This is a genomic window from Anaerotruncus sp. AF02-27 (assembly GCF_003465835.1).
In the GTDB taxonomy this organism is placed as follows: Bacteria; Bacillota; Clostridia; order Oscillospirales; family Ruminococcaceae; genus Anaerotruncus; species Anaerotruncus rubiinfantis.
In genome coordinates this window covers 29349-35227 of sequence record NZ_QSBX01000029.1, presented here as the reverse complement: position 1 = coordinate 35227, position 5879 = coordinate 29349, and the positions used below count along the sequence as shown (strand labels likewise).

General features: G+C 56.7%; 5 protein-coding genes. All 5 read left to right on the top strand.

Going from position 1 to position 5879, the window contains the following annotated elements:
* Positions 1-765 precede the first annotated feature (765 nt).
* On the top strand, positions 766-1719 hold the full coding sequence (locus tag DWV16_RS15915) for a sirohydrochlorin cobaltochelatase (RefSeq protein WP_118480229.1): 954 nt from the start codon (positions 766-768) through the stop codon (positions 1717-1719).
* Positions 1720-1777: 58 nt separating this feature from the next.
* Positions 1778-2677: a hypothetical protein gene (locus DWV16_RS15910; protein WP_243007347.1), complete on the top strand. Its 900-nt coding sequence runs from the start codon at positions 1778-1780 to the stop codon at positions 2675-2677.
* Positions 2678-2679: 2 nt separating this feature from the next.
* Positions 2680-3831, top strand: a complete 1152-nt coding sequence (locus tag DWV16_RS15905) for an ABC transporter substrate-binding protein (protein ID WP_079988140.1) — start codon at positions 2680-2682, stop codon at positions 3829-3831.
* Between the two features lie 35 nt (positions 3832-3866).
* Positions 3867-4898: an iron ABC transporter permease gene (locus tag DWV16_RS15900; protein WP_118480227.1), complete on the top strand. Its 1032-nt coding sequence runs from the start codon at positions 3867-3869 to the stop codon at positions 4896-4898.
* 2 nt (positions 4899-4900) lie between these two features.
* Positions 4901-5879: ABC transporter ATP-binding protein (locus DWV16_RS15895; protein WP_243007346.1), on the top strand; the 979-nt coding region annotated here is incomplete at its 3' end.

Below are 5879 nucleotides of genomic sequence, written 5' to 3'. Positions count from 1 at the left end.
CAACATTTTCTTTCGTCAAGCCCGCTTTGGAGCTTGACTTTTTATTTGCAGGCTTTATTCCGGTCTTTTTTTGTCGACGTTTATCCGGTAACCTCATGATATATAATTTTTTGTTATAAGTCAATGACTTTTTTTAAGAATAAGAAAATTTTTAAGACTAAAAATAATTGTCAGAATTTGTGCAAAAGAAACAAGCCGATGAGACAGGGGAAATGAAAGATCTGCCGCAGATACAAGCGCGTGGATATTGGGCCGGGATGCGCAATTCTTCTTCGGCGCGGTATTCCTGAAAAAGATTTCGGCTCAGCTTTCCGGAATACCGGAAACCGATTGACAAAACGATTTCCACGGTGCTATACTGATCCCAAACCGAATCATGGAAACAGGTCATGGAAGCTGGGTGCGAATCCCACACAAGGCCGTTGCTGTATTTCGCCGATAAGGCTGGCGGATGCCACTGGAAGAGCATTCCGGGAAGGCGCCAGACATTGTGCCCGCGTGCGGGCATGGGCGATCAGTCAGAATACTTGCCTGTTTCCTGCCGCGTGAACCGCGCGGCGCGTACATCCCTGCGGACACCGGGGTCATGGACATGAAGGAATGCAAGCCATACCCATCGCATGATGGCGTATGTTTATTCCTGCATTAAAATGAACGTCTGCAAGCTTTTGCAGGCGTTTTTATTTGCATTGGATTCGTTTTGGGCCCGAAGGCGTCCGGGGGAGTTTTTTCCCGAAAACAAATCACAACAAAGGAGAATGAAAAATGAAAAAACCTGCCCGGAAAATGATCGCACTGCTGCTGACTTTGACCTTATCCCTGTTGGCGTTTGCCGGCTGTTCCACAAACACCCCGGCGAGCTCTGAAAGCCAGAGCGAGGCGTCCGCCCCGCCCGAGAGCTCCGCGGCAAAAAGCGAAGCCGCTGAGGACGCCGCGCCGGAAAAGGTCCTTCTGGTGGTCAGCTTCGGTACCAGCTACAACGACAACCGCGACCTGTCAATTGGGAGCATTGAAAACGCACTGCAGTCCGCCTATCCGGATTACGAGGTGCGGCGCGCCTTCACCAGCCAGATTATCATCGACAAGCTCAAGGAGCGTGACGGGCTTTCGATCGACAATGTGACCCAGGCAATGGACCGGCTGGTGGCGGATGGAGTCAGGGAGGTTGTCGTCCAGCCCACGCATGTTATGAGCGGTTATGAATATGACGATGTTGTCGCGGAGGTTACGCCCTATGCGGACAAGTTTGACAGCTTCAAGCTGGGACAGGCACTTCTGATTGATGATGCGGATTATGACGAGCTTATTTCGGTCATTACGGAGGAAACCAAGGATTACAATGCCGACGGGACCGCAATCGTATTTATGGGCCATGGAACCGAACATGAAGCGAACGCAACCTATGCAAAGCTCCAGGAACATCTGGCCAAGGCGGATTACGGCAACTATTTTGTCGGCACGGTAGAAGCAGCCCCCACGCTGGAGGATGTCCTCGGGCTGGTGAAGGGCTCCGGCGCGACCAAAGCGGTGCTGCTGCCGCTGATGATCGTGGCGGGCGACCACGCCAACAATGATATGGCGGGCGATGAGGAGGACTCCTGGAAAAGTGTGTTTGAAAAGGAAGGCTTTGAGGTCGAATGTGTCCTGAAAGGCCTGGGGCAGTATCCGGGTATCCAGCGGATGTTCGTTGCGCATGTTGGAAAACTGATTGCGGGATAAAAGACGCGCCGCCCAGTCCATGCGACTGGGCGGCAGGCGCGCTGTAAGGAGAAACTCAATGAAAAGAAAAAAACTTTTATGGACGGCGCTGCTGGCCTGCGTTTTGATTGCCGGATGCGGGCCTACGCCTTTGGATGGGGGCGGCTCCAGCATACCGCCGGCGGACGAAACGGGTACGCTTTCTGAAGAAGTGGAGAGCGCACCGTCCGCAAACGGGACGGCTTCGTCCAATGCGGGAGAAGAAACAACACAGCCCATCTATGGGAACCAGATTCAGGATGGGACTTACCCGATCGGGGTGACGTCCAGCTCTTCCATGTTTCGGATTGTAGACGCGCAGCTCACTGTTGCGGACGGGAAAATGTCCGCTGTCCTGACGCTGAGCGGGAAGGGTTATGAGAAACTTTACATGGGTACCGGTGAGGAGGCGCTCGTGGACACGGAGGAACATTACATCTATTTTGCAAAGGATGCGGACGGGAAGTATACCTATACCGTGCCGGTGCAGGCGCTGGATCAGGAAACCTGCTGCGCCGCCTTCAGCTTCAAAAAGCAAAAGTGGTATGACCGGACGCTGGTGTTCGAGTCCGCGCTGATCCCGGCGGAGGCGATTTTCGCGGCGCGGATGGCCCAGCCGCCCGCCGACGGGCAGTATACGGCCGAGGTGGTGCTGACAGGCGGTACCGGCCGGGTAAGTGTCCAATCCCCGGCGAAGCTGTCGGTGAAGGACGGGACGGTGACGGCCACGCTTGTCTGGAGCAGCCCTTTTTACGAATCCATGCGGGTGGACGGGGCCGTGTACGATCCGGTGGCCGCGGGGGAAACTTCCGTCTTTGAGATCCCGGTCATGCTCGACCGGGACCTTGCGGTCAGCGCGCGGACGGTCGCGATGAGCCAGCCGCATGAGATTGATTACATCCTGCGTTTCGATTCCGCGACGCTGAAACCTTTGGAGTGAACATGAATATCGAACGTACGATTCAGAAAATGATCTGTATCCTGCTGGCCGTTCTGCTGCTGCCCGGCTGCAGGGCCAGCGCGCCCGCCGATTTGTCAGGCGGGCTTGGAAACGGTTGGCAGGCCGAACGCAGCCTGCAGCTGCAATATGCGGAAAATTTCGAAGTGGACTACTATCCCGGCGGCTATACGCTGCTTTCGATTTCGGACGGAAGCCGGTTTCTGGTAGTCCCGGAAGGAAAACAGGCCCCGGAAGGGATCGGCGGGGACATCAACGTCCTGCACCGGCCGGTGCAGGATATCTATCTTGTGGCTACCTCCGCCATGTGCCTGTTTGATGCGCTCGGCGCGCTCGACAGCATCCGGCTGTCCGGGACAAAGGCGGGAGACTGGTACATTGAAAACGCAAGACAGGCGATGGAAAACGGCGAAATCCTCTATGCGGGAAAATACAGCGCGCCGGATTATGAGCTCATCCTGTCGGGCGGATGCGGGCTGGCGGTTGAGTCCACGATGGTGAACCATGTCCCGGAGGTGCGGGAAAAACTCGAGGAACTCGGCATCCCGGTGCTGATCGACCAGTCGAGCTACGAGTCCCATCCGCTCGGCCGTACCGAGTGGATCAAGCTGTACGGGGCGCTTTTGGGAAAGGAGGCGCTTGCGCAGCGGCTTTTTGACGAGCAGGCCGCCTATCTGGAAGAAGCGGCCGGCGCGGAAAATACCGGAAAGACGGTGGCGTTTTTCTATATCAGCTCGTCCGGCTACGCTGTGGCCCGCAAATCCGGCGACTATGTGACAAAAATGATCGAGCTTGCCGGCGGCAACTACATCTTTGCGGATCTGGGCGACCCCGAAACCGCCACCAGCACGGTGACGCTGGAGATGGAACAGTTCTACGCCACGGCAAAGGACGCGGATTATATCATCTATAACAGCACCATCGACGGCGAGCTTGCCACCGTGGAGGAGCTGGTTGCCAAAAATGGGCTGCTCCGGGATTTTAAAGCTGTGCGGAATGGGAACGTCTGGTGCACCGACAAAAACCTCTTTCAGGAGACGACCCAGCTCGGGCTGATGATTTCGGACATCCGCCGGATGCTGACCGGACAAGTTGCGGATACGGACGAACTGCACTATATGTACCGGCTGCAATGACGGCGCGAAAGAACATATGCGATGGAGAAGACGGGATGGGAATGAAGGATAAAACCGCGGGGCACAGCCTGCGTTACAGCGTGGTGCTGACGATATGCGCAGTCCTATTTGTCCTGCTGGTGCTGCTGAATATTGGTCTGGGCAGCGTTGAAGTGAAGGCGGCGGACATCGTCAAAATCCTGCTTTCGCAGGGCGGCAGCGAGACGGGACAGGGAATCATCTGGAAGGTGCGGCTGCCCCGGACGATGGCAGGCATCCTTCTGGGCGGGGCGCTTGCGCTTTCCGGCTTTTTGCTGCAGACCTTCTTCAACAACCCGATCGCCGGACCTTATGTGCTGGGCATCTCGTCCGGTGCAAAGCTCACGGTGGCCATCTTCATGGTGGCGGCGCTCAGCCGGTACCGCACGGTCGGCTCGGCGGAAATGATCGTAGCGGCGTTTGTGGGCGCGATGCTCTCAATGGGGTTCGTGATCCTTATGGCACGGGCGGTGCAGCGCGCCTCAATGTTGATTGTCAGCGGCGTGATGATCGGCTACATCTGTTCGGCAATCACCGATTTTATCATCGCCTTTGCGGATGACGCCAGCATCGTAAACCTGCACAACTGGTCCCGCGGAAGCTTTTCCGGCGCGTCGTGGGAGGATGTGCGGATCATGGCGGTGGTGGTGCTCCTTGCCTCGGCCGTCGTGTTTTTGATGTCCAAACCGATTGGGGCGTATCAGCTGGGCGAAAGCTACGCGCAGAACATGGGCGTGAATATCCGGCTGTTTCGGATCGCGCTGGTGCTGCTTTCGAGCGTGCTGAGCGCCTGTGTAACCGCGTTCGCCGGACCGGTGTCTTTTGTGGGGATTGCGGTGCCGCACCTGGTCAAGTCATTTCTGAAAACCGCCAGGCCGCTGGTTGTGATCCCAGTATGCTTTCTGGGCGGCGCGATCTTCTGCCTGGGCTGCGATTTGGTCGCGCGTACGGCGTTCGCGCCGATGGAACTGAGCATCAGTTCGGTGACAGCTGTCATCGGAGCGCCTGTCGTGATTGGCATTCTGCTGCGAAAGAAGGTGCGCGGCTAAACATGGACAGCTTTTTTGAAACGCGGGGCCTGACGGTGGGATACCACGGCGTGCCGCTCATCCGGGACATTGAAATCCGGCTCGGCAAAGGGCAGATCCTGACCCTCATCGGGCCGAACGGTTCGGGCAAATCCACCATCCTCAAAAGCCTTACGAAATATCTGGAAACCATCTGCGGAACAGTCTATATCGGCGGCAATTCCATCAACGGGATGAGCGGCCGCAGTTTTTCCCGCAAGGTTTCGGTCGTGCTGACCGAGAAGCTGAAAACCGAGCTTATGACCTGCCAGGATGTCGTGGCGGCCGGACGGTACCCCTACACCGGAATGCTGGGTATTTTATCGGACGCGGATCATGCGCAGGTGCGAAGCGCGCTTGAAGTGGTGAATGCCTGGGATTTGCGGGACCGGGATTTCACCGAAATCAGCGACGGGCAGCGACAACGTATTCTGCTTGCGCGCGCGATCTGTCAGCAGCCGCAGGTCATCGTGCTGGATGAACCGACTTCCTTTCTTGATATCCGCTATAAGCTGGAACTTCTGGAGATCCTGCGAACAATGGCAAAGGAGCGCAAAATCACGGTCATCCTGTCGCTGCACGAACTGGATCTGGCACAGAAGGTGTCGGATCTTGTGATGTGCGTGAAGGGGGATTCGGTCGTCCGCTTTGGACCGCCGCAGGAGATTTTCAGGAGGAAGCTAATCGATGAACTTTACGAACTCTCAAACGGGAGTTACAATCCGCTTTTCGGCAGCTTCGAGATGGCGCGTACAGCGGGCGCGCCGCGGGTCTTTGTGATTGCGGGCGGCGGGACGGGAATTCCCGTGTACCGTGCGCTGCAAAAAAAAAGCATCCCGTTTGCAACCGGCGTCCTGCATGAAAACGACGTCGATTACCAGCTCGCGCGCGACCTGGCAAATGAAGTGGTTGCGGAGAAGAGCTTCACTCCGATTGGCGAAGCCGCCTGCGCGGACGCTTTGC